At 64.8% G+C, this 23,769-nt stretch carries 22 protein-coding genes and 1 pseudogene; 14 read left to right on the plus strand and 9 right to left on the minus strand.

Features of this window, described 5'->3' with window-relative positions:
• Positions 1 to 4 precede the first annotated feature (4 nt).
• From AC1DW2_RS15745 to AC1DW2_RS15790, 10 genes are all read left to right on the plus strand, one after another.
• A complete protein-coding gene (locus tag AC1DW2_RS15745; protein WP_477006515.1) occupies positions 5 to 1,024 on the plus strand; it encodes a DUF1214 domain-containing protein in 1,020 nt (339 codons plus the stop codon).
• Positions 1,025 to 1,047: 23 nt separating this feature from the next.
• Positions 1,048 to 2,475 (plus strand): DUF1254 domain-containing protein, encoded by a 1,428-nt coding sequence (locus AC1DW2_RS15750; protein ID WP_477006516.1) that lies wholly within the window; start codon positions 1,048 to 1,050, stop codon positions 2,473 to 2,475.
• A 61-nt stretch (positions 2,476 to 2,536) separates the two neighbouring features.
• The gene (locus AC1DW2_RS15755; protein WP_135213606.1) at positions 2,537 to 3,553 is read left to right on the plus strand and encodes a SphA family protein; all 1,017 of its coding nucleotides are present in this window, start codon (positions 2,537 to 2,539) and stop codon (positions 3,551 to 3,553) included.
• A 22-nt stretch (positions 3,554 to 3,575) separates the two neighbouring features.
• Complete coding sequence (locus AC1DW2_RS15760) at positions 3,576 to 5,606, plus strand: cache domain-containing protein (protein ID WP_477006517.1); 2,031 nt, start codon at positions 3,576 to 3,578, stop codon at positions 5,604 to 5,606.
• A 66-nt stretch (positions 5,607 to 5,672) separates the two neighbouring features.
• Positions 5,673 to 6,677, plus strand: coding sequence for an ABC transporter substrate-binding protein (locus tag AC1DW2_RS15765; protein WP_477006518.1), 1,005 nt, complete (start codon positions 5,673 to 5,675; stop codon positions 6,675 to 6,677).
• A gap of 270 nt (positions 6,678 to 6,947) precedes the next feature.
• Entirely contained in the window at positions 6,948 to 7,124 is a 177-nt protein-coding gene (locus AC1DW2_RS15770) for a hypothetical protein (protein ID WP_477006519.1), read from the plus strand.
• A 137-nt stretch (positions 7,125 to 7,261) separates the two neighbouring features.
• Positions 7,262 to 7,918, plus strand: a complete 657-nt coding sequence (locus AC1DW2_RS15775; protein WP_477006520.1) for a protein-L-isoaspartate O-methyltransferase family protein — start codon at positions 7,262 to 7,264, stop codon at positions 7,916 to 7,918.
• A gap of 217 nt (positions 7,919 to 8,135) precedes the next feature.
• A complete protein-coding gene (locus AC1DW2_RS15780; RefSeq protein ID WP_208071439.1) occupies positions 8,136 to 9,527 on the plus strand; it encodes a TolC family outer membrane protein in 1,392 nt (463 codons plus the stop codon).
• Positions 9,528 to 9,833: 306 nt separating this feature from the next.
• Positions 9,834 to 10,598, plus strand: coding sequence for a PopZ family protein (locus tag AC1DW2_RS15785; RefSeq protein WP_477006521.1), 765 nt, complete (start codon positions 9,834 to 9,836; stop codon positions 10,596 to 10,598).
• Between the two features lie 150 nt (positions 10,599 to 10,748).
• Entirely contained in the window at positions 10,749 to 13,625 is a 2,877-nt protein-coding gene (locus AC1DW2_RS15790) for a valine--tRNA ligase (protein WP_477006522.1), read from the plus strand.
• An 86-nt stretch (positions 13,626 to 13,711) separates the two neighbouring features.
• On the opposite strand, the gene AC1DW2_RS15795 is transcribed toward AC1DW2_RS15790, so the two are convergent.
• A complete protein-coding gene (locus tag AC1DW2_RS15795) occupies positions 13,712 to 14,320 on the minus strand; it encodes a DNA-3-methyladenine glycosylase (protein ID WP_477006523.1) in 609 nt (202 codons plus the stop codon).
• Between the two features lie 130 nt (positions 14,321 to 14,450).
• On the opposite strand from AC1DW2_RS15795, the gene lipA reads away from it, so the two are divergent.
• Both lipA and AC1DW2_RS15805 read left to right on the plus strand, forming a co-directional pair.
• Positions 14,451 to 15,407, plus strand: a complete 957-nt coding sequence (lipA, locus tag AC1DW2_RS15800; RefSeq protein ID WP_085399550.1) for a lipoyl synthase — start codon at positions 14,451 to 14,453, stop codon at positions 15,405 to 15,407.
• Between the two features lie 6 nt (positions 15,408 to 15,413).
• Entirely contained in the window at positions 15,414 to 15,884 is a 471-nt protein-coding gene (locus AC1DW2_RS15805; protein WP_071914058.1) for a type II toxin-antitoxin system RatA family toxin, read from the plus strand.
• 110 nt (positions 15,885 to 15,994) lie between these two features.
• Here the strand turns inward: AC1DW2_RS15805 and AC1DW2_RS15810 are convergent, their stop codons facing one another.
• From AC1DW2_RS15810 to AC1DW2_RS15835, 6 genes are read right to left on the minus strand one after another with little or no spacing between them, the layout of a single operon-like run.
• Entirely contained in the window at positions 15,995 to 16,810 is an 816-nt protein-coding gene (locus tag AC1DW2_RS15810) for a c-type cytochrome (RefSeq protein WP_477006524.1), read from the minus strand.
• On the minus strand, positions 16,810 to 18,432 hold the full coding sequence (locus tag AC1DW2_RS15815; RefSeq protein ID WP_477006525.1) for a b(o/a)3-type cytochrome-c oxidase subunit 1: 1,623 nt from the start codon (positions 18,430 to 18,432) through the stop codon (positions 16,810 to 16,812). The genes AC1DW2_RS15810 and AC1DW2_RS15815 overlap by 1 nt, the downstream gene beginning before the upstream one ends.
• Complete coding sequence (locus AC1DW2_RS15820) at positions 18,419 to 18,988, minus strand: cytochrome C oxidase subunit II (protein WP_477006526.1); 570 nt, start codon at positions 18,986 to 18,988, stop codon at positions 18,419 to 18,421. The genes AC1DW2_RS15815 and AC1DW2_RS15820 overlap by 14 nt, the downstream gene beginning before the upstream one ends.
• On the minus strand, positions 18,985 to 19,161 hold the full coding sequence (locus AC1DW2_RS15825) for a hypothetical protein (protein WP_166341619.1): 177 nt from the start codon (positions 19,159 to 19,161) through the stop codon (positions 18,985 to 18,987). The genes AC1DW2_RS15820 and AC1DW2_RS15825 overlap by 4 nt, the downstream gene beginning before the upstream one ends.
• Before the next feature lie 8 nt (positions 19,162 to 19,169).
• On the minus strand, positions 19,170 to 20,426 hold the full coding sequence (locus tag AC1DW2_RS15830) for a cytochrome c (RefSeq protein ID WP_354118263.1): 1,257 nt from the start codon (positions 20,424 to 20,426) through the stop codon (positions 19,170 to 19,172).
• Between the two features lie 8 nt (positions 20,427 to 20,434).
• Positions 20,435 to 21,142 carry a c-type cytochrome gene (locus tag AC1DW2_RS15835; protein WP_071914053.1) on the minus strand — a complete coding sequence of 236 codons (708 nt, stop codon included), beginning with the start codon at positions 21,140 to 21,142 and terminating at the stop codon, positions 20,435 to 20,437.
• A gap of 466 nt (positions 21,143 to 21,608) precedes the next feature.
• Between AC1DW2_RS15835 and AC1DW2_RS15840 the strand changes: the two genes are divergently transcribed.
• Together AC1DW2_RS15840 and AC1DW2_RS15845 are read left to right on the plus strand one after the other, a co-directional pair.
• Positions 21,609 to 21,788, plus strand: a complete 180-nt coding sequence (locus AC1DW2_RS15840) for a hypothetical protein (protein WP_071914051.1) — start codon at positions 21,609 to 21,611, stop codon at positions 21,786 to 21,788.
• Positions 21,789 to 21,917: pseudogene (locus AC1DW2_RS15845) on the plus strand (mechanosensitive ion channel domain-containing protein); the annotation flags it as partial. It abuts the gene before it with no gap.
• Positions 21,918 to 21,966: 49 nt separating this feature from the next.
• Here the strand turns inward: AC1DW2_RS15845 and AC1DW2_RS15850 are convergent.
• Both AC1DW2_RS15850 and AC1DW2_RS15855 read right to left on the minus strand, forming a co-directional pair.
• Entirely contained in the window at positions 21,967 to 22,578 is a 612-nt protein-coding gene (locus AC1DW2_RS15850) for a CinA family protein (RefSeq protein ID WP_028161429.1), read from the minus strand.
• Between the two features lie 3 nt (positions 22,579 to 22,581).
• Positions 22,582 to 23,763 (minus strand): bifunctional 2-C-methyl-D-erythritol 4-phosphate cytidylyltransferase/2-C-methyl-D-erythritol 2,4-cyclodiphosphate synthase, encoded by a 1,182-nt coding sequence (locus AC1DW2_RS15855; protein WP_477006527.1) that lies wholly within the window; start codon positions 23,761 to 23,763, stop codon positions 22,582 to 22,584.
• Between the last annotated feature and the right edge of the window lie 6 nt (positions 23,764 to 23,769).

A 23,769-nucleotide genomic window follows, 5' to 3' on the forward strand; every position in this document is an offset into this window, starting at 1 on the left:
GCGCATGAAAAGAGCAGTGCTGACGGCTTCGTTCCTCATCCTCACCTCGGCCACGCAGGCGCAGTCGCCGGTCCCGGTGACGGTCGATAATTTTGGGCGCGCGGAATCCGACCTGTACTTCGGCAACGGCGTCAAGGACGCCGGTGGCATCGGTAAGCTGTTTCACCATCGCGAGCCGATGGCGATCGATAAGCAGGGCGTCATCCGGTCGAATCGTGACACGCTGTACTCCATGGCCGTCGTTGATCTCGATGCGGGACCGGTAACGATCAAGTTGCCGGACGCTGGCAAGCGGTTCCGGTCGTTGATGGTGGTCAACGAGGATCACTACATCGTCGGCGACATAGAGTATCGCGCCGGAAGTTACACCTACGATCGGAAGAGGGTCGGCACACGCTATGCGCTGATCGGGCTTCGAACCCTCGTCGATCCCAACGATCCCAAGGATGTCGAGAAGGTCCGCGCAGTCCAGGACGCCGTCACGATCAGCCAGAAGGCCCCGGGCAAGTTCGAGATACCGAATTGGGATCCGGTCAGCCAGAAGAAGGTGCGGGACGCGCTCCTGGTGCTGTCGTCAACCGCAGGCGGCTTCAAGGATGCGTTTGGCGCCAAGGGGCAGGTCGATCCGATCCGGCACCTGATCGCGACCGCCGCGGGATGGGGCGGCAATCCCGACAAGGACGCCACCTATCTCAGCGTCACCCCCGAGAAGAACGACGGCAGCACCGTCTACAAGCTGACCGTCCCCGGCAATGTGCCGGTGGACGGCTTCTGGTCGATCAGTCTCTACAACGCCGAGGGCTATTTCGAGAAGAACCCCTACAACGCTTACTCGCTCAACAATCTGACGGCGACGAAATCAGCCGACGGCGCCACGGTGGTCCAGTTCGGTGGCTGTGACGGCAAGATCCCGAACTGCCTGCCGATCATGAAGGGCTGGAATTACACCGTCCGGCTCTATCGGCCGCGCCCCGAAGTCCTGAACGGCAAGTGGAAATTCCCGGAGCCGAAGCCCGTGAGCTGAACGGCGAACAGATGGAGGTTGTCATGAGACATTTGATCACCGGGGTCGTCGCCGCGATGCTGATGGCCGCAAATGTGCACGCGCAGAGCCTGTCGCCGGATGAACTCGCCGCGCGCACTATCCAGCGTCGCGCAGTCGAGGCGATGATCTGGGGCATGCCGGCGGTGAATGCCGATCTCATGCTCCAGACCATGCTTGGGACGACCAAGGCAAAGCCGAACGAGATCATCTACTGGTCGAAGCCGGTGAACTGGAAGAACCAGACGCTGACGCCCAATCCGGACTCGATCTATCTGATGTCGTTCTGGAACGTGAAGGACGGCCCGGTCGTGATCGACATTCCGCCGGCGCAAGGCGGTTCGATCGCGGGCAACATCGTCACGGCGTGGCAGATGCCGCTGGAGGACGCAGGTCCCGAAGGCGCCGACAAGGGGCAGGGCGGCAAATATTTGATCCTGCCGCCCGGTTACAAGGGCGACGCGCCTGCGGGCTACATCTCGCTTCAGTCCGATACATTCAGCGGCTTCGCGCTGCTGCGCTCCAATCTCGCAAGCCACGGCGATGCCGACGTGGCGAAGTCGGTCTCCTACGGTAAGCAGATCAAGGTCTATCCCCTCGCGCAGGCGAAGGATCCGCCGCAGACCAACTTCACTGACGCCTACGACGTGCTGTTCGACTCCACGATTCCCTACGATGCGAGCTTCTATCGCAGCCTCGACCGCGTGGTGCAGAACGAGCCGTGGCTCGATCGCGATCGGGCCATGATCGACCAGCTCGCGAGCATCGGCATCGAGAAGGGCAAGGCTTTCAATCCGGATCAGAAGACCGTCGCGCTGCTCGATCAGGCCGCTCGCGAGGCCCATGCGATACTCGAACAGCGCTACGACGCCGGCTTCGCCGTAATCAACCCGGGCATCAGCTGGTTCCCGGCTGCGGTAGCGGAGATGGTCAAGGCGGCGAGCACTGGATACGCCGATCCGAACACCTATCCGGTCGACATGCGCGGCGTCTCCTACACGCTTGGCTTCACCGGTATCAAGCGACTGGGCACCGCGCAGTTCTACCTGTTGGCCAACAAGGACAGGGATGGCCAGCCGTTCGACGGCGCCGCCACCTATCGCCTGACGGTGCCCGCCAACGCGCCGGTCAAGCAATACTGGTCCGCAACAGTCTACGACCGCGAGACCCACGCGCTGGTGCGCAACATGCCGAGTGCAAGCCGGGCTTCGATCAGCCCGGGCATCCAGAAGAATGCCGACGGTTCGGTCGATGTCTATTTCGGTCCGAAGGCGCCGGAGGGCAAGGAAGCCAATTGGGTGCCGACCGATCCGGCGCGGAAGTTCGAGTTGCTATTCCGCCTCTACGGGCCCGAGCAGCCGCTGTTCGACCACAGCTGGAAACTGCCCGATGCCGAGCGTGTCGCCGCCACGATCGGGGGCGCCAAGAAGTAGTGCAATTGGACGAGCGTGATGCGTTCGGGTGGAAGACGTGACGAGAATAGGGAGACGCGACGTGACGGGACACATTCGCAAAGCCGGGCTCGGGACTGCATTGGCGCTGGCGAGCTTTACCGCTCAGCCCGCGCTTGCCGCTTCCGGCGGCGTGAGCTTCTGGCTTCCGGGCATCTTCGGCAGCTTGGCCGCCGTTCCCGTAACGCCTGGATGGGCCTACTCGACGATCTACCTTCACCTCAACGAAAAGGCCGGAGGAGGGCAGAACTTCGTCACCAGCGGCGGCATACCCGGCTCGGTGACCGCCGGCCTCAACGCACATGCCGACGCGCTCGTCATGGGCATCACCTACACCTCGCCGATGCCGGTGCTCGGCGGCCAAGCCGGCTTCACCGTGCTCACCGCGCCCGGCAACATTGGCGCCGGCATCGATGCGACGCTGACCGGTCCGCGCGGCAATACGATCTCGGGCAGCGCCACCGACAACCGCACGACGCTGACCGACGTGTTTTACCAGGGCACGCTGAAATGGAATCAGGGCGTCCACAACGAGCTGGTCTACATCACCGGCAACATCCCGAGCGGCACCTATGATTCCAGCCGGCTCGCCAATCTGAGTTTTGGCTTCCCCGCCATCGACGTCGGTGCCGGCTACACCTATCTCGATCCGAAGACCGGACACGAATTCTCGATCGTCGGCGGCCTCACCTATAGTTTCATGAACGGGGCCCTCCAGTATCAGAACGGCATGGATTTTCATGTCGACTGGGCTGCCTCGCAGTTCGTCAGCAAGAACGTTCACATCGGCATCGCCGGTTATTTCTTCCAGCAGATCACCGACGATAGCGGTCCCGGCGCCAAGCTCGGTGGCTTCCGCGGCCAGGCGGTCGGCATCGGTCCGCAGATCGGCTTCATGATCCCGATGTCCGACGGCTACCAGGGCTATCTCAATGTCCGAGGCTACAAGGACCTTGAGACAGAGAACCGGCCGAACAGCTGGTCGACCTGGGTTACTTTCTCGGTCTCGCCGGCAGCGCCCGCGCCGGCGGCGACGAAGCCCATCGTTCGAAAGTACTGATGGAGGCGTTCAAGCAGCTCCGATGACCGGAGAGAAAACCAGCAAACGCGTATTTCGCATTGGCTACCAGACATCGATCATCACGGTGTTCGTGGGCGTGGTGCTGCTTGTGGGCCTGACGCTGGTCTATCTGAGCTTCGAACGCGTGACCGCCATCACCAGGACGGCCGCCTCTGGCTTCATCGAGAAGGTGGCGCAGCTTGGCGCCGATCACATCGACGAGCAGTTCAAGAATGTCCGCGACAATCTCGACATCCTGTCCGGCCTGCCGCCGATCCAGGAGGCCGACATCGCGGACAATACGCGGCTCTACAGCCTGATGGCGGCGATGCTGCGCAGCAACCCGCAGCTCTTCAATCTCTATGTCGGCTACGAGGACGGCTCGTTCATCGAGATGGACGTGATCGATCGGGCGCAGCCGTCGTTCCGGAAGGGTTTGAATGTCGATGACGATGCTGCCTTCCGGCTGGTCGTGATCTCGCGCACGGCGGGAGCCGCGCCTGTCACGCAATATCTCTCCGAAAACCTCATTCAGGTTGCCGAGGTCGCCGGACCCGCGAGCTACGACCCGCGGCAGCGGCCCTGGTATGTCGAGGCGTTCAAGAACGACAAGACGCTGTTGACCGGTCCTTACGTCTTCTACGCCACGGGCGAGCCGGGCTACACGCTGCGGACGCCGTTGAGGGAAGGGCGCCGCGGCGTCATTGCGGGTGATTTGCTGCTGAACCGGTTCGAGGACATGCTGGCGGAGCAGAAGCTCGGCCAATCAGGGCTGGCGTTCCTATTCAACGATGCCGGGCGCATCGTCGGCCATCCCGAGATGAACCGCCTGATGGCGGAGATTCCTGAGCGGCAGGACGACTTGCCACAGATCGGCGCGCTCCGGCTGCCTGCGCTCGTGCCGGTCATCCGCTCCTGGCGGGACGGAGGGGCGGCCCAGCAGTTCTTTGCCGACGCGTCGGGCCGAACCTATGTTGCAGCGGTTCACAGGCTCGAGACGGCCGGCTCGGCCAATATCCGGATGGCGATGGTCGCGCCGCTCGACGAGTTCTATGCGCAGATCATCGACGAGCGCCGCACGCTGTTCGCTCTGGCGCTCGCCTTCGTCGGAGCCACGCTGCCATTCGCGTTCTGGCTGGGATCGCTGATGGCGCAGCCGCTGCGCAAGCTCGCCGACGAGACCGACGCGATTCAGCGGTTCGAGATTACCGAGCGGCCGCGCGTCCATTCCGTCATCGCCGAGATCGAGGAGCTTGGCCRCTCGGTGTTCACCATGCGTAGCGTGGTCCGCAGCTTTGCGAGCTTCATCCCGCGCCAGATCGTGCGGCAGCTGATCGAGACCGGCTCTTCGCTCAGCCTCGGCGGCTCCAGGCGTGAGGTCACGGTGCTGTTCACCGACGTCGCCGACTTTACCGCCAAGACGGAGCGCGCCGACCCGTCGCAGGTGATGATCCACACCTCGCGCTATTTCGCGGTACTGTCGGACGAGATCATGCGGTACCAGGGCATGATCGACAAATATATCGGCGACGCCGTGATGGCATTCTGGAACGCGCCGGCTGACGATCCCGACCACACCGTCAATGCCTGCCGTGCCATCCTGGCATGCCTTACGGCCAACGAAGCGCTCAACCAGGAGTTTCGGCGCGAGGGCTGGCCGCCCTACGACACCCGCTTTGGTCTGCATGTCGGCGACGCCGTGGTCGGCAACATCGGCTCGAGCGACCGGATGAACTACACCGCGCTGGGCGCCACCATCAACCTGGCGTCGCGATTGGAGGGACTGAACAAGAATTACGGCACGCGCGTGCTGGTCAGTGCGGCGGTCCGCGCCAGCGTCGGCGATAGGTTCCTGTTCCGCAGCGTCGACAGTATCACGCCGAAGGGATTTGCCGACGCGATCGAAGTCAGTGAGCTCCGCGGCGAGCTGGCGCACGCCGATGAAGCCGACGTTGCGATGTGTCGACGCTGGGATGAAGTCTTTGCGGCGATCGCGCAGGATGGCGCGGCCGAGACGACGCTGGTCCGGCTGTCGGCCTTCCTGCACGACTAAGGATGGCATCGCGCTATTTCATGCCCAGCGATTTCGGTCCGCGACCCGGAATACGGGGGCGGCGGCATGAACATCTGCGGTGTCAATCGCCGGCAATTGCTGCGGCACGGCGCGGCGCTGGCGGCCGCGTCAATGCACGCGGCGCCAGCCATTGCGCAGGCGCGCAGCAGAATTCGGCTCGGTTATCTCCACGTTGTCGCCGTGGACGGACACATCTGGACCGGGCTCGATCGCGGCTCGTTCGACCGCGAGGGGATCGATTTCGAATTGCACGAGTTCAACACCGGACCTGAGGTCTTCGAGGCGATGGCGCGGGGTGAGCTCGACGTCCTCTCGGCCGGCGGCGTCATCTCCAACTATCTGGCGCTCGGCGACGGCCGGGGCTTTCTCATTAACGACATTGAGGTCGCGACCGCGCAGCTCTGGGTCCGGCCGGCGCTCGGCGTCAAGGGGATGGCAGATCTCAGGGGTAAGCGGATCGCGACGACGATGAAGACCACCGCGCACATTTTTCTCGATCGCGCGCTGCGGGCCAACAACGTCAACCCGTCCGAGGTCGAGATCGTCAACGGCAGCATGGCCGCCGCCGTCAAGGCCTTCATTGCCGGCGAGGTGCCGGCCGTTGCGCTCTGGGTGCCGTTCAACATTGCCGTCCGCGAGGCGTTGCCGGATGCGGTCAAGCTGGTGGACGCCTCCGCCTTCTACCCGCAATCCGCCGTGCTCGGCGGCTGGGCCGCGCGGATGGATTTTTATGCGGGGAACAGGGACGTGCTCGCCCGGATCATCCGCGCCTGGGCGGAAGCGAACGACCACATGGTGCGCAACCCGGCGGCCGCAGCGGAGGCGCTCCAGACACATTACGGGCAGTCGCGTCCCGCCGACATCGCGGAAGCCTTCAAGGCCCAGAAGCTCTATTCCTCGCGCGAATGGAAGCGGCTGTATTCCGACGGGACCGTCGTGAAATGGCTCCAGCAGGTCAGCGACTTCTTCATGACGGATGCCGGCGTCACCGCACCCGTGCGGGCCGCAGACTATTTCGACACGCAGCTCTACCTTGCAACCGTCGCCTGAACTTGCAGGGGGCACAGGCTCGCACGGACACTCCCTTCGGGCCATGCATCGGCCTGCCCAGCGTCAAGATCATATTTCAATGTGTTTTCAATATCCTGTGCCCGCATTCTAATGTAGCCGCGGCACCACTTCAGGTGATATCCGCCCCAGCGCAGAATCGCACTCAAGCAGTTGTGTGTGTCGGGCGCGATCGCGTCATGAGGGCGACGCCAATTCGACCCAATTCAAATCGAGCTTGGCAGGCGCCGGATCCTTACGGAGGTGATTCCAATGCCAGACGTCCTCGACCGTTCCGAAATGGCCMCCTCGATTCTGCCGGCGGACGTTCCCGAGCTCAGCGATGATGAATGCCTGGCCTGCCTCGCGCGCGCCGTCGAGGCGCACGATTCGACGCGGCTCGACGAAGTCGCCGCATTGATAGGCCGCCTCGCAGTCACGATCGAATAGCTCATCGATCACCTTGACGCCTTGGGTTGCGCAGCCTGGTCCGCCGGGCCAACGGACGTGTTGCGTTTTCGCGGAGCCTGTTCCAAAGATGCCGCCAAATTTCGTCCGCGGCATCGTCCGCATCGCAGGGTCCGCAAATGTCCGGTTTCTCGACCGCGCGCCTAAAAATGGTCGATGGCCAGGTGCGCACCAATGACGTCACCGATCGCCGTATTCTCGACGCGATGCTCACAGTTCCGCGCGAGGCGTTCGTGCCGGTTGCCAGGCAGGCATTGGCCTATCTCGACCTCGACCTCGACGTGAGCGAAGGCGGGGCCAAGCGGTTCCTGATCAAGCCGCAGCTGACCGGCAAGCTGCTCCAGGCCGCCGAAATCGGCGAGGGGGACAACGTGCTGGTGGTCGGCTGCGCCACGGGCTACCTCGCCGCGCTGACGGCTACGCTCGCCCGTCAGGTCACCGCGACGGAATGTGATTCGGCCCTGGCCGCGAAGGCCAAGGAGGCTTGCGCCAGCCTCGCCAACGTCACGTGCAAGGCCGCAGCCTGCGCCGAAGGGGATCCCTCTGCCGCTCCCTATGACGTCATTATCCTCAACGGCGCCTTCGAGGTGACGCCTGAGGCGCTGCTCGGGCAGCTCAAGGAGGGCGGGCGCCTCGTGGGGGTGTCGGCCCAGTCCACGCCCCCCCGGGCCGTGATCGTGACCCATACCCACGGTGAATTCGGCCATCGGGCGCTGTTCGATGCCGCAGCTCCGGTCCTTCCCGGGTTGGAACGGGCCGCCGCTTTCGTTTTCTGAACGCCCGATTGAGGGCTTTGGCCCGTTAAAATCCCGTTCTGAATCAGAAGTGTGGCCCGGATGCTGCACGTGAAGAGTTTCCACCGGGAACTACCTTCAGGTGGTTCCGTTGCGCCAATTGGCAGCCTATGTTGCTGAGGGGCAACGACTCCACTCGGTAGACGGTATCCTAGCTCGCGGGCACGAGCGGGGCGTTAGAATGAACGGAATTTAAGGGATGCATGGGGTGAAGCTCTTCACCGGAGCTGCGGTTTCGGTCCTGCTGCTGGCGCTTGCCGGGCCGACGCCTGCCTTGGCGGACACGATCGAGGCCGCCTTGGTGCGGGCCTATCAGAACAATCCGCAGCTCAACGCACAGCGCGCCCAGGTGCGCTCGACCGACGAGAACGTGCCTCAGGCGTTGTCGGGCTATCGTCCCAGGGTCGCGCTGACGGCGAACGGCGGCTATCAATATCAGGATACACTGAGTTCGCCGGGGCCGGGTAACACACCAATCAACGGGCCCAGCGTGCCGCGCAGCGTGGGTGTGACCGTCACGCAGACGCTCTATAACGGCAACATCACCGGCAACAGGACGCGCGCCGCCGAGAGCCAGGTTTCCGGCTCCCGCGAAGCGCTGCGCAGCCTGGATCAGAGCGTGCTGCTTCAGGGCGCTTCGATCTACATGGACTATCTGCGCGATGCGGCTACGCTCGAAGTCCAGCGCAGCAACGTGCGCGTGCTCGAGCAGACGCTGAAGCAGACGCGTGATCGCTTCAACGTCGGCGAAGTGACGCGCACCGACGTTGCGCAATCGGAAGCGCAGCTGGCGGCTGGCAAGACGCAGGCCCTCACGGCCGAAGCAAATCTCACCACGACGCGCGCGAACTTCCGTCGCATCATCGGCAACGAGCCGACGAACCTCGCGCCCGGTTCGCCGGTCGATCGTTTCCTCCCCGCGAGCCTCGCCGGGGCAGTCGAGCTCGGCCTGATCGAACATCCCAACGTCACGGCCGCGATGTTCGGCATCGACGTCAACTTTCTGCAGGTCAAGGTCGCCGAAGGCGCGCTGCTGCCGACGATCGCGTTGCAGGTGGGGGCCACGCAGGGGAACGAACAGTCCTTGATTCAATACAGGTCGTTCAACGCGTCCGCCATCGCGCAGGCCAATTGGCAGCTCTACGATGGCGGCAATTCATATTCGCTGATCCGCCAGTCCAAGGAAAACCTGGCGCAGCAGCGTCTCAACCTCGAAACCACCCGCGACCAGACCCGCGCGACGGTCGTGCAGTGGTGGGGTTCGCTGCAGGCCGGCAAGGCCCAGGTGCAGTCCGCGCAGGCGCAGGTCACGGCGTCCGAGATCGCGCTGAACGGCGTGCGCGAAGAAGCCAAGGCTGGTCAGCGTACCACCCTCGACGTGCTCAACGCGCAGCAGGCGCTGGTCAACGCGCGAGTCGCGCTGGTGACCGCACAGCACGACCGCGTGGTCGCGTCCTATCAGGTTCTGGCCGCCATCGGCCGTCTGTCGCCGCAGGTCCTCGGCCTTGCGACCACGGTTTATGATGCGAGCGTTCACTACCATCAGGTCCGCGACAGCTGGGCCGGCGTGCGCACGCCTGACGGACGCTAAGGTCCGTAGTCATCCGGTCGGCCTCGCAAACAGCCGAGGCCGACTGGTGCTTTGCTTGCAATCATCAAAATCCCTGACATAGCCTTGCCAAGAAGATGCGGGTCGATTCGCCCGGCACCTGATGTCGTGTGCGTAAAGGCTTGAGTGCCGAGGGCAGGGGCGCACCTCCGCACGTTGAGCCGTGAACTGGGGACAAGTCGGGCTGCCGCGACGAAAATGTCGGGGCGTCCGTTGCGGAACCGGCCAATCCTGTCGTGCTTGGTGTAAAACAACGCATGCGAGGGCGTTGATGATGTGGAGTCGGAGATGACGCAGCCTGCAAAGGTCACAGAACCCTCGATGGAGGAGATTCTGGCCTCGATCCGGCGCATCATTGCCGACGATGAGGCCAAGCCGCCGCCGGCAGAAGCTGCCAAGCCAGCGCCCGCTGCACCTGCGCCGAAGCCGTCAGCAATGAACGACATTCCGCCATCCAAGGTCGCTCCCGCAAAACCTGCTGCCGAGAAGCCCGCGCCGCCCCCGGTTGCGAAGCCGGCTCCAGCGCCGCCGCCGCCCGCACCTGCGGCGGATGCATCCAATAGCCAGGACGATATTGATGCTCTGCTAGCGGGGCTGGACGCGGCTACGCCTGCGCCCGAGGTCCGTGCGCCTGAGCCAGAGCCCGAACCTGAACCCGACGTGCTCGAATTGACCGACGAGATGGCGGTGGATCCGGAGCCGACGCCGCCTCCGCCGCCGCCGAGCTTCCGCAAGGTCGAGCCGCGCGACGATCTGGAATTCGCCGAATCGCCGCTGCCGCGCTCGACACCGTCCTATCCGTCGGTGGACTACGATGCGCCGCCGCTGYCGCCCCAACAGCCGATCCTGGCGCAATCGACGGTCTCGGCGGTCGAATCCGCCTTCAACTCCCTGGCCCACACAGTGCTCAGCAGCAATGCGCGGACGCTGGAAGATCTGGTCAAGGAGATGCTGCGTCCGATGCTGAAATCCTGGCTCGACGACAACCTGCCGGGCCTCGTTGAACGCATCGTGAAGGCCGAAATCGAGCGGGTCTCGCGCGGCGGCAGGTGAGGGCGGCTCCCGAGCCCTCATAAAGCCCCTCTTATGCGCCTGTTTGGCCTGCCGACCGGCCGGAAAGCCGTTTTGCCGCCGGGCTTTCCGTTGATCCTCTCCCGGACCTTTTCGTTGACTTGCCCCCCGCGCGCGGCTTTCTAGCAGCCCATGATCGAGAAAAATTACCAGCCCGCCGATATCGAAGCCCGCATGTCCGTCGTGTGGGAGGACAGCCGTGCCTTCAGGGCCGGCCGCCCTGACCGCCGCGATGCAGTGCCCTTTACCATCGTGATCCCGCCGCCGAACGTGACGGGCTCGCTGCATATGGGCCACGCCCTCAACAACACCCTCCAGGACATCCTGTGCCGGTTCGAGCGCATGCGCGGCCGCGACGTGCTGTGGCAGCCCGGCACCGACCATGCCGGCATCGCCACCCAGATGGTGGTCGAGCGGCAGCTGATGGAGCGCCAGCAGCCCAGCCGCCGCGAGATGGGCCGCGAGAAGTTTCTGGAGCGGGTCTGGCAGTGGAAAGCCGAGAGCGGCGACACCATCATCAACCAGCTCAAGCGCCTCGGCGCCTCCTGCGACTGGTCGCGCGAACGCTTCACCATGGACGAGGGCCTGTCGAAGGCCGTCATCAAGGTGTTCGTCGAGTTGCATCGCGACGGCCTGATCTACAAGGACAAGCGGCTGGTGAACTGGGACACCAAGCTGCTGACCGCGATCTCCGACCTCGAAGTGCAGCAGACCGAGGTCAAGGGCAGCCTGTGGTATCTGCGCTATCCGATCGAGGGCAAGACGTTCAGCCCCGAGGATCCCTCGAGCTTCATCGTCGTCGCCACCACGCGGCCCGAGACCATGCTCGGCGACACCGGCGTGGCGGTGCATCCCGATGACGAGCGCTATCAGAAGCTGGTCGGCAAGAACGTGATCCTGCCGCTGGTCGGTCGCAAGATTAAGATCGTCACCGACGAGTATTCCGATCCGGACAAGGGCTCGGGCGCGGTGAAGGTGACGCCGGCGCACGACTTCAACGACTTCGAGGTCGGCAATCGCCATGGCCTGCGCCGGATCAGCGTGCTCGACAGGGAAGGTTGTCTCGATCTCCTCGACAACGAGGATTACCTGCGCGACCTGCCGGAAGGCGCTTCGCAGTTCGCCGAGGAGTTTCACAAGGTCGACCGCTTCGTGGCGCGCAAGCGCATCGTCGAGCGGCTGGAATCCTTCGGCTTCGTCGAGCGGATCGAGCCGCACACCCACATGGTGCCGCACGGCGACCGCTCGAACAGCGTGATCGAGCCGTATCTGACCGACCAGTGGTACGTCGACGCCAAGACGCTGGCAAAGCCCGCGATCGCGGCGGTGCGTTCGGGCGAAACGATGTTCGTGCCGAAGAACTGGGAAAAGACCTATTTCGAGTGGATGGAGAACATCCAGCCCTGGTGCATCTCGCGCCAGCTGTGGTGGGGTCATCAGATCCCGGCGTGGTACGGCCCCGATGGCAAGGTGTTCGTCGCCGAGACCGAGGAGGAGGCCGTCAGCCACGCGCTCGGCTATTACGTCGAGCAGGAGGTTATCACGGCCGAGCAGGGCCGCGAGATGGCGCTCGACCGCAACAAGCGCGAGGGCTTCATCACGCGTGACGAGGACGTGCTCGACACCTGGTTCTCCTCGGCGCTGTGGCCGTTCTCGACGCTCGGCTGGCCCGAGGACGCGCCGGAAGTGCAGCGCTATTACCCGACCAACGCGCTGGTGACCGGCTTCGACATCATCTTCTTCTGGGTCGCCCGGATGATGATGATGGGCCTGCACTTCATGAAGGAAGTGCCGTTCTCGACGATCTACATCCACGCCCTCGTCCGCGACGAGAAGGGCGCCAAGATGTCGAAGTCGAAGGGCAACGTCATTGACCCCCTCAACCTGATCGACGAATACGGCGCCGACGCGTTGCGCTTCACGCTGGCCGCCATGGCGGCGCAGGGACGCGACATCAAGCTCGCCACCAGCCGCGTCGAGGGTTACCGGAATTTCGCGACGAAGCTCTGGAATGCGTCGCGCTTCGCGGAGATGAACCACTGCGCCGTGCCCGAAGGTTTCGAGCCGGCGAAGGCCAAGGAGACGCTGAACCGCTGGATCGCGCACGAGAGCGCCCACACCACGCGCGAGGTGACCGAGGCAATCGAAGCCTATCGCTTCAACGATGCGGCCGGTGCGATCTACCGCTTCGTCTGGAACGTATATTGCGACTGGTATGTCGAGCTCGCAAAGCCCGTGCTGCTTGGTCCGGACAGCCCCGCCAAGGACGAAACCCGCGCCATGGTCGCCTGGGCGCGCGACGAGATCCTGAAGCTGCTGCACCCCTTCATGCCCTTCATCACCGAAGAGCTGTGGGAGGTGACGGCCAAGCGCGACGGCCTGCTGGCGCTGGCGCAATGGCCGCTGAAACCGTCCGAGCCGACGCCGGAGCAACTCGCGATGCTCGCCGCGGCTGCCGGGCCGACCGATCCGCTGATCTCGCCGGTCCTGATCATGCCGATCTTCGACCATGCCGACTTCACCGATCCCAAGGCGGAAGCCGAGATCGGCTGGGTGATCGACCTGGTCACGCAGATCCGCTCGGTGCGCGCCGAAATGAACATCCCGCCGGCAACGCTGACGGCGCTGGTGCTCGCGGGCGCCTCGACCGAGACGAAGGAACGCGCGCCGCGCTGGACCGACGTCATCAAGCGCATGGCACGGCTGTCCGACATCTCCTTCGCCGACCGCGCACCTGATGGTGCGGTCCAGCTTCTCGTGCGCGGCGAGGTGGTTGCGTTGCCGCTGAAGGGCGTGATCGACGTCGCCGCCGAGCGCACGCGCCTCGACAAGGAAATCGGCAAGGCCGACGCCGACATCAAGCGCGCCGAGTCCAAGCTGGCGAACGAGAAGTTCGTCGCCAACGCGGCCGAAGAGGTCGTCGAGGAGGAGCGCGAAAAGCGCGAGGCAGCGCTGGCCCGCAAGGCCAAGCTGCTGGAGGCGCTGGAGCGGCTGAAGCAGGCCTCGTAGAGCGTTTTCGAGCGAAGTGGAAACCGGTTCGCGTCAAGAAAACGCGTCAAAACTAGAATCTAGAGCCCGTTCCATCGGAACGGGTTCTAGGCCTCCTTCGGGAACGGCTTGCTCAAGAACTTCGAGCCCTTGACGCCATAGCGCCAGGGCAGCTCGACGGCCTTGGTGATCCCGATCCGGATGCCGGCCACCACCTCGACCTCCTCTGTCCGCGCATGCAGCGCGATCGGCGGCCGGTCCAACGGCAGGGCGTTGTGCGCGATGGTGATGCCCAGCGCCTCGGTCAGCTTGCCGGGACCCGAGCACAGCCCGTGCACCTCCTGGAGATGGCGGCGGCGGCGCATCGCGGCGATGCCATGCGTCGGCTCCAGTGCGCGGATCAGCACGGCGCTGGCGGAGCCTTCCTCCTCGCAGACGAAGTTCACGCACCAGTGAATGCCGTAGGAGCGGTAGACATAGGCAAAACCGGGCGGGCCAAACATGATTTGGTTCCGCGGCGTCGGGCCATTGTAGGAGTGCGCCGCCGGCTCGGTATGATGATAGGCCTCGACCTCGACGATGAGGCCGCCGACGCCATTGACCAGCATGGTGGCCCCGATCAAATCGGGCGCGACCTCGTGGACGCTGCGGCCGAAAAACGCACGCTTCAGGGCTTTGCCGAGCCGCGGTGGTGAGGCTTTCGAGGTTGGAGCCATTCGAGGTGAGAATCGCCTGAGAACAGAGCAGGATATTGCCCATATCTGCCATGTTCCCTGAAGCGGCGCGAGCCGGGTTGCGGCAGGCAGCCAGACCGACTAGGTAGGACCTGAACAGACCGGACAGCCCATGGTCGTTATTGTCGACACCATCTCGAACCCGTTGCGCCCCCGCCACCCTGAAAAGGTGAATCGCCCTGATTCCGCTTCGCCGCCGAAGCCGGACTGGATTCGCGTGCGCGCCCCCAATACCCGCGGCTATGCCGACACCCGCAACATCGTGCGCGCCAACGGCCTGCATACCGTGTGCGAGGAGGCGGGCTGCCCGAACATCGGCGAGTGCTGGGACAAGAAGCACGCGACCTTCATGATCATGGGGGACACCTGCACCCGGGCCTGCGCGTTCTGTAACGTCAAGACCGGCATGCCCAATGCGCTGGATGCGGCCGAGCCGCAGAACGTCGCCGAAGCCGTCGCCAAGCTGGGGCTGGCCCACGTCGTCATCACCTCCGTCGACCGCGACGATCTGGCCGATGGCGGCGCCGAGCATTTTGCAGAGACCATCCGTGCGATCCGGGCCGCGTGCCCGTCGACCACGATCGAGATCCTGACGCCGGACTTCCTGCGCAAGGAGGGCGCGCTGGAGGTCGTCGTCGCGGCGAGGCCCGACGTGTTCAACCACAATCTCGAGACCGTGCCGTCGCGTTACCTCACGGTGCGGCCCGGCGCGCGCTACTTCCACTCGATCCGGCTGTTGCAGCGGGTCAAGGAGCTCGATCCCACCATCTTCACCAAGTCCGGCATCATGGTCGGCCTCGGCGAGGAGCGCCACGAGGTGCAGCAGGTGATGGACGATCTGCGCTCCGCCGACGTCGACTTCCTGACCATCGGGCAATATCTCCAGCCGACCCGCAAGCATCACGCCGTGATGCGCTATGTGCCGCCCGACGAGTTTTCGTCCTACGAGAAGGTCGCCTACACCAAGGGTTTCCTGATGGTGTCGGCGAGCCCGCTCACCCGTTCGTCGCATCATGCCGGCGAGGACTTTGCGAGACTGAAGGCCGCACGGGCCGCGACTGCCCGCTGAACCGCCATGCCCAAATTTTCAAGCAAGCGCCGTGTCCATCACAGCGCGTCCGAGATGTTTGATCTGGTCGCCGACGTCGAGCGCTACCCGGAGTTCGTGCCGCTGTGCAGCGCGCTCAAGATCCGCCAGCGGATGGCCAAACCCGACGGCACCGAGGTGCTGGTCGCCGACATGACGGTGTCGTTCAAGCTGGTCAAGGAATCCTTCACCAGCCGCGTGACTCTCGACCGCGCCAATCTGAATATCCGGGTCGAATATCTGCAAGGCCCGTTCAGCAACCTCGAGAACCGCTGGACGTTCGAGCCCAAGGGTGAGGGCGTCTGCGACGTCGGATTCTTCCTGGCCTACGAGTTCAAGAGCCGCATGCTGGCGATGCTGATGGGCTCGATGTTCGATGCCGCGTTCGCGCGCTTCTCCATCGCATTCGAGAAGCGGGCGGATGCGATCTACGGCCGGCCGAAGCTGGCGTCGTCGTAAGGCGTACTCTCTCCGCCGTCATTGCGAGGAGCCCTTGCGACGAAGCAATCCAGGGCCTTTCCGCGGAGGGATTCTGGATTGCTTCGCTGCGCTCGCAATGACAGTGAGGCTCAATCCACCGCCTTCACCACATCCGGCGGCTGCGAGGCGTAGTACGCCGCGGCCGTCTCGATCTCCTGCGGCGTCATCGCGCGGGCGATGTTGCGCATCTGCTGGCTGATGTCATTGCGCCGCTCGCCGGATGCGAAGGCCTGGAGCTGCGCCTTCATGTAAGCTTCGGACTGGCCTTCGAGCCACGGACTTCCGGTCTTGTTGTCAAGGCTGCCATGACAGGAGCCGCAGGGCGCGATCCCGCGCATCGGCGCGCCGTAGATGACGATGCTGGGCTTCGGCAGCTGCGGCGTCGGGTGATAGGCTGCCGGCCGCGGCAGATAGGCGTAATAGTTGGAGAGATCGGCGATCTCCTGGTCCGTCAGATTGACGGCGAACGGCGACATCACGGCATTGGTGCGCGCGCCCGAGTGGAAATCGTGCAACTGCTTGTAGATCACGGCGGCATATTGGCCGGCGAGATTGGGCGAATCCGCGCGGCTGATGCCGGTCGGGCCGTGGCAGATCGCGCAGCGCTGCGCCAGCGTTGCGCCCCGGCCGATCGCTTCCTGGCTCGGACGTGCCAGTGTACGCGAGGTCAGCACGACCTCCGACAATTGCTTGCTCTGCTCGGGCGCCCTGACGTTCGGCGCACGCTGTGGCACGCCTGCGGCGCTGCAAATCGCGTCCCAGACACTGGCGAACTGCACCCAGGGTTGCGCGAATGGCAGCACGATGAAGCCGACGATTGCGGTCACGATCAGGATCGCGGCGGTAATGCCGACGCCAATCCTGAAATGGCTGTTCCGGAGGGTGAAGAGGTCGCGCGTGGTCATCACTGCGCTCCCACATAGACGGCGGGCACCGACGTTCCCGAACTCAGCGCCAGGTTCAGGATCGGATAGCCGTAATTGGTGAGGGTGAGGGCGATCATCAGTGCCACCCACAGCGCGTGGGTGTTGAGCGCAACCGGCACCGTCGTCGGCTGGTGCACGGCGACCGCAAAGCGGTAGGGGCCGGCGTCAACCCGAGGCGCACGCATGCCACGCGCCAGGATGACGATGAACATGATGCCCGAGGTCAGCAGGATGAAGCCGCCGATCGCCGAGAACGTGACCGAGAGCGCCTGAGGCGCGATCGCGGGATCGCCGAAGTCGAAATAGGCCATGCGGCGCGGCATGCCCAGGATGCCGACCCAGTGCCACGGGAAGGTCGTGATGATCATACCGATGAACCACAGCCAGAGCTGGGTGCGGATCAGGCGGATATCGATGAGTTCGCGCCCGGTCAGATGCGGCCACAGATCATAGGCGATCGCAAAATACATGATCACGATGGCGCCGCCGAAGATCAGGTGGAAATGGCCGGTGATCCACTGCGTGTTGTGGATCGACGCATCGAGCTGATAGCTCATGTTGATCAGGCCGCCGGCGCCACCAAAGCCGAGCATGACGAACGAGAACGCCAGCGCCAGCATCATCGGATTGTCCCAGGGCAGGGCCTTGATCCAGCCGAATAGCCCGCGGCCGCCGCGCAGGCGCGCGGCGATCTCAACGGAGGCGCAGATCGTGAACACGGTCAGAAGCGTCGGCAGCGCGACCAGCGCCGTGAAGGCCGAATGGATGAACTTGAAGCCGGCGCCGACCTGCGGATCGGCGAAGGTGTGGTGCATGCCGATCGGCATCGCCACCACCAGGAACAGGATGAAGGAGATCCGCGCCATGCTGTCGGAATAAACCCGGCCGCCGATCGCGCGCGGCACGATGGTGTAATAGGCGATGTAGGTCGGCATCAGCCAGAAATAGACGATGGCGTGCAGCGTCCACGAGAAGAACACGCGGGCAAGACCCGCGTCGATCGTGGCCTTCAGGCCGGCCGCGACGGGAATGATCTGGAGCAACAGCTCGAGGGCGGCGCCGACCGCGGTCCAGGCCCACAGATAGGAGCCCGCGACATTGGCGAACATCGCCAGCGGCACCGGTGCGCCGGGATGGGCCTTCCGCCAGACGCGCAGATTGATCGCCATCAACGCGACCCAGATCCAGGAGCCGACCACGACCAGCACGACGCCGAGGTAGTAGAAAACGTTGCCGATCAGCGGCGGATAGAAGGTGTAGAGCACCGAAGCGCGGCCGAGCGCGACCGGGACCATTGCCATGATCGCGCCCGCCACGATCAGCCAGAAGCCGGTCCAGGCCCAACGCACGCCGACGAGGCGCTGCTCCAACGCGGACTCGCTGATGGCATAGCCAAAGCCCATCGCGACGAGCGTGGGAAAGACGTAGCCCATCACGGTGCCGTGCGCGGTCAGCGAGCGGTAATAGAGCTCGGGATTGGACAGCCAGGTGCCGATCGGGCTGCGGATGAACATCTGCCACGCGCCGAGCGTGAGCGCGATGCCGAACACGCCGAAGGCCAGCCAGAAATGGGCGAGGATGAGCTTCCTATTGACCAACACAGCTCAGCCTCCCGCCACCCTTCGCTCGATCGGCGAATTCGGTCTTGTCGATCACCTTGACCTTGCCCCACATGCCCTCATGGCCGAAGGAGCAGAACTCCTGGCAGGGCATCAGATAGTCGCCAGTCTTCGTAAAGCGCATCAATTGCTCGGAGATGTAACCCGGCACCAGCATGGTGTTGATGTTGGTGCCCTGGATCAGGATGCCGTGGACGACGTCGGCGCTGGTGGCGCGCATCGTGATCGGCGTATCCACGGGCACCACGATGCAGGCCGGCGTGAAGGAATATTGCTGGCCGATCGCGCGCACGGTCACATTGCCATTGGCCTCCAGCACGCTGCCGAGATTGCTCTCGACGAATTCGCCGGACAGATGAATGCGCGAGGGATCGGTGGTCTCGACGCGCGGCTGCGGCATGGTGGCGCGATGGATGCCGGCGAAGGCTGCCAGAAGCGCCATGCCGACGACGATGATCACGGCAATGGTCGCCCAGCGCCGCTCGACGCGGGCCGCGACCTCGGCGCTGCCATGGGTGTGGGTGTCCCCTGCGCTCATTGCAGCGATCCGCGCGGCAGGAAGACGAAGAGATAGAAGGCAAACCACATCGCGACCACGCAGGCCGTGGCGATGCCGGCCAGCACGATCGCGCCGGACGGTCCTTGCGAGACGACTTCCTCGACGGCCTGGTCGGCGGCGGCTGGGCTGGTCGGCGGATCGGAATTGAACATGACGCCTCTCAGTTCAGCGGTGCGGAGCGCAGCTCGTTGGCCTCGCGCGCCGAGACCGGCGTGCCGCGATTGCCCCAGGCGGTGCGGATGTAGGAGACGACGGCGGCGACCTCGTTGTCGGAGAGGAGGCCTGCGAAGGGCGGCATGCCGTAGGGCATCGGATTGCCCTTGGTGCCCGGCGGATAGCCGCCATTGAGCACCATGCGGATCGGGTTGACCGCCGACTGCATCTCGATCGACTGGTTGTTGGCGAGCGGCGGCCAATGCGGCGGCTTGCCTTCGCCCTGGAGGCCGTGACAGCTCGCGCAGTTCTTGTCGTAGACGGTCTTGCCGAGGCTGATCAGCAGGCTGCTCTCGGTGGTCGGCAACGCCGAGCTCGGCGCCGGCGGCGGCGAGGGCTCCGCGATGCCCTTGAGGTACACCGCCATGGCGCGCGTGTCCTCGTCGTTGAGGTATTGCAGGCTGTTGTGCACGACCTCGGCCATCGGGCCGTAGACCACGCCGCGCATGGAGACGCCGGTCTGGAGCAGGTCGGTGATGTCCTTGATGCTCCAGTCGCCGAGACCCGCCTCACGGTTGGAGGTGAGGGACGGCGCGTACCAGTTCTGCATCGGGATCAGGCCGCCCTTGAAGGCGTCCGACTGCGAGGTGCCGCCGAGCGCGTTGATCGGCGAATGGCACATGCCGCAATGACCGAGCCCCTCGACCAGATAGGCGCCGCGATTCCATTCCGCCGACTTGGTGGGGTCGGGCTTGAACTCACCCTCGCGGAAGAACAGCGTGCGCCAGCCGAGGATGAGCTGGCGGTTGTCATAGGGAAAGCGCAGCTCGTGCGGCTTGTTCTTCTGGTTCACCGGCTGAATCGAGCGCAGATAGGCGAAGATCGCGTCGCTGTCGGCACGCGTGACCTTGGTATAGGACGCGAACGGCATCGCCGGATAGATCAGCCCACCATCCGGGAAACGGCCGTTGTGCATGGTTCTGTAGAAATCGTCCGCGCTCCACTTGCCGATGCCGGTCTCCGGATCGGGCGTGATGTTGGAGGTGTAGATCGTTCCGAACGGGGTCGGCATCGGGCGCCCGCCGGCAAACAGCCGGCCCTCAGCCGCAGTATGGCAGGCCGTGCAATCGCCGGCGCGGGCGAGATATTCACCCCGCGCAATGACGTCGCCGGCCTTGTCCTGCGCCTGCGCGGCCGTGATGAGCGCGGCGAGGGCCAGGAGCTTGATCGAAAGCAGCGTGATCGACAGTCTTGAGCCCATCATGCGCCTCGTCAGTTGGGCTGGCTGCCGCAGCCGAACGGCAGCGCGTAGGTGCCTTTCGGGACGGGGGCCGGGTTGGTGGGCGCGGGTCGCGTCGCGAGCCAGGCCGCAACGGCGGTAACATCTGCTTCTGTCAGATGGCCGGCGACGAGCTGCATACAGTCCGGCGATTTTGCCGTTCGCGTGCCGTAGCGCCAGGCGCCGAGCTGCGCACTGACGTAAGCGGCGCGCAAGCCCAGCAGACCGGGGATGCCGGGCTGCATGCCGGTGAGGCCCGGGCCGTGACAGCTCACGCACGCCGGTATGTTACGACCGGCATCGCCGCTGGTCGCGAGCAGCTCGCCTTGCGCCAGCACTTCCTTGCTGACTTCGCTCGGCGCGGGCTGCGGCAGCGGCGGATGCTCGCTGGCGAAATATTCGGCCATCGCCTCCAGATACGGATCAGGCAGAAACTCCAGCAGATAGTTCATCGGCGGGTATTTCCGCCGGCCGCTGCGGAAGGCGAGGAGCTGGTTGTAGAGATAGCCGGCCGGCTTGCCGGCAAGCCGCGGGAAATAGACGTCGCTGGTGCCTTCGCCCTTGTTGCCGTGACAGGGCGTGCACGCCTCCACCCGCGCCGCCATGGTATCCGGCGGCTGGTTGGCCGTTTGTGCGGCAGTACCATCAATGGCGGCCAAGGTAGCAATGGCGATTGCCAGTGCAATGTCGCGAGCGAACACGCCGTCGCCCTCCAGAAAGCAGGACCGGGTTGATTCCTGGCCACAGCGTACAGCCGCATTATTGCGCCAATACAGTTGCGCGCAAGATCGGACATGGCGATGACGCTTGGTCGCGGTTGCACATTTGCGATCCTGATCGAATTTGACAAGAATTGCGTGCTTTTTGAAAACTGGCGTAACGCCGCGATCTCGCGGCGTATTCCGCCCGAGCTTTGCTTCACAAGCGGGAAGCGCGGCAATGTGGAATCCGTTCGCGCGCGCGCGGATGTTCTGCCGCTTGGGCCGGGCAGACAATCTTTCAGCAAAGTGCATCTTCCCGTCGGGCGACAAGTGCAGTTTGTGCCAAAACGCACCGCGCTGACGCAACACCCCTTGCCGGAAACGGCGCACCGCGAGCTCTGCCCTTCGCGAAAGGTTCGACTACAATCCGAGTCGGGCGCGGGCGCCTTATCGCGGGATCGGGGAGATGGGACGCTGGAAGCAGGCATGGAGCGAAGAAGACCTTGGCAGGCTGAAGGTACTGGCAGGCACCAAGCCGATTGCGCTGATAGCGAAAGAGCTCGGCCGGACCCGCGGCACGGTGCTGGCGAAGGCGATTGAGCAGAAGCTCCCTGTTATTTGTCGGACGAAGCGCCAGGAACAATAGGGCGCGATATCGCTCGCGATCGGTCTGGCGTTACAGGGCACGCTGTCCAATCTCGCTGCCGGCGTGATGCTGCTGCTGTTCCGGCCCTTCCACATCGGCGCCGACGTCGAGGTCGGTGTGGGGCGTGGCGATCATCAATCACAGCGCGAGCGCGCTGCTGGCGGCGGCATGAAGTGGCTCAGCCGCGCGGTGACCGCGGCGTCCTGCGCTTCACCGCATGCCGGCGCGGCGAGCGGGTCACGCGAGGCCGCAGGCGGGTTGCCGCGGCCGCGCGCCGGGGCTTGGGCTGGGCCTTCGGGCCGCGGGCGAGATCCATCAGCATGCGCAATGCCTCGACCACCGAGCGCTGGCGCACGGCGGTCCGACCGATCGCGCCAAAGCGATGCTCGCGATGGACGATGCGGCCGTCGCGCGCGGCGACAGCAAAGTGCACGAGACCGACCGGCTTGCCGGGCGTGGCGCCGCCGGGGCCGGCGATACCGGTGATGGCAACGGCGAGATCGACGCCGGCGCGCTCCAGCGCGCCGACCGCCATCGCGGTTGCGGTCTCCTTGCTGACGGCACCGAAATTCGCAAGCGTGCTCGCCTCGACCCCTAGCATCGCGCGCTTGGCGTCATTGGAATAAGTGACGAAGCCGCGGTCGATCACGTCGGAGGAGCCGGGAATGTCGGTCAGCGCGCCGGCAACCAGACCGCCGGTGCAGGACTCGGCGGTGGCAATCGTCAGCTTGCGCATCCGGCACAGATCGAGCAGCGAGCGGGAGAGGGCGCGTGCGTCGCTGCCGCCCATGACCTAGACGCTCCAGGGCAGGCGGATGGTGGCGCTCGCGGTGGCTGCGATGCCTTCCTCGCGGCCGGTGAAGCCGAGCCGCTCGCTGGTGGTCGCCTTCACCGCGACGCGCGAGATGTCGACCCCGGAGATCTCGGCGATGCGGGCGCGCATGGTGTCGCGCAAGGGGCCGATCTTCGGCCGCTCGCAGATCATCGTCACCTCGAGGTTGGCGACGCGACCGCCGCGCTGCGCAACGCGCTCGATGGCGTATTTCAGGAACTGGTCGGAGGAAGCCCCCTTCCACTTGGCATCGCTCGGCGGGAAGTGCGAGCCGATGTCGCCGTCGGCCAGCGCGCCGAGGATTGCATCCACCAGTGCATGCAGGCCGACATCGCCGTCGGAATGCGCCAGAAAGCCCTTGGTGTGCGGCACGCGCACGCCGCAGATCATGAGATGGTCTCCGTCGCCGAAGGCATGCACGTCGTAGCCGGTGCCGGTCCTGATGTCGCCGAGCAGGCTGGCCAGGCGCGCTTCCTCGCGCACGAAATCCTCGGGAGTGGTGAGCTTCATATTGGCAACATCGCCTTCAAAGGTTGCGACCGTCAATCCCGCCCATTCGGCAATCGCGGCATCGTCGGTGAAATCGCTGCGCCCGTCCTTCGCCGCGCGACGATGCGCCTCGAGGATGACGTCGAAACGAAAGGATTGCGGCGTCTGCGCGATTCGCAAGGCTGCGCGGTCCGGCGTGTCCTCGACATTGCCGCTCTCGCCGGTGACCTTGATGGTGTCGGTGACAGGAACGACGGGGAGCGCAGCGCCGGTGCGGCTGGCCGCCTCGATTGCGCGCGAGATCACGCCTGCCGAGACGAAGGGGCGCGCGGCGTCGTGGATGAGCACGATATCGGGCTTATGCTTGGCGAGTGCTTCGAGCCCTGCGAGCACGGAGGCCTGCCGCGTCGCGCCGCCATTCGTCGGCGGCTCGTGGCTGAGACCTGCGACCGCTGCCGTGAACATGGCGCTGTCGTCGGGGTTCACCACCGGCTGCACGGCAAACACGTCGGGGTGACGGCTGAAGGCTTCCATGGCGCGATAGATCACGGGCACGCCGCCGATCTCGCGATATTGCTTGGGACCACCGGCGCCAGCCCGCAGGCCGCGTCCGGCCGCGACAAGGACGACTGCGGTGCGCTGTGATTTCGCCATAGGACT

This window comes from Bradyrhizobium sp. P3_C3, from assembly GCF_056402655.1.